Source organism: Providencia sp. UF-224 (assembly GCF_058245955.1).
This window is the reverse complement of sequence record NZ_JBSICC010000110.1, coordinates 1-486: the sequence shown is the minus strand read 5'-3', so window position 1 is coordinate 486 and position 486 is coordinate 1. Positions and strand designations below refer to the sequence as shown.

Here is a 486-nt window from a genome sequence, read left to right as displayed (position 1 = left end):
TGGACGGCGCCTCAGCAAAACCCAAACGGTGGATAGCCAAGCGGCTCATGTCAATCCACTGTTTCCACAACTTAAGCCCAAAGTGACGGCATGGCACTATTTATGGTCTGGTGACCAAATGGTGGAAGAAACACCAATCTATGCCGATGGAACACCGGCTTATGATTCACAAATTCAATGGCTGTACGAACCGGGTGCAATCACACCCACGGCCCGTTATCAAAATGGCAAACTGCATTATGTGGTGACCGACCACCAAGGCACGCCGCGAGAGATTTTTACCGAAGCGGGAAAGGCGAGCTGGGCAGGACGGCTGAATACGTGGGGACAGATGCAGTTTTGGCAATCCCGAGATGGCCTTGCCGACAATGACCCAAATTACACGGAATGCCACTTTCGTTTTGCAGGTCAATATGAAGACCGAGAAAGTGGCTTGTATTATAACCGTTTTCGGTATTATGATAGCGAGAACGGGCAGTATATTTC

Annotated in this window: 1 protein-coding gene; it reads left to right on the top strand. The window is 49.8% G+C overall.

Annotated elements, in window-relative coordinates:
- Nucleotides 1-486 (top strand): RHS repeat-associated core domain-containing protein (locus AC4IFO_RS23060; RefSeq protein WP_490737862.1); only part of this gene is annotated, 486 nt, incomplete at both ends.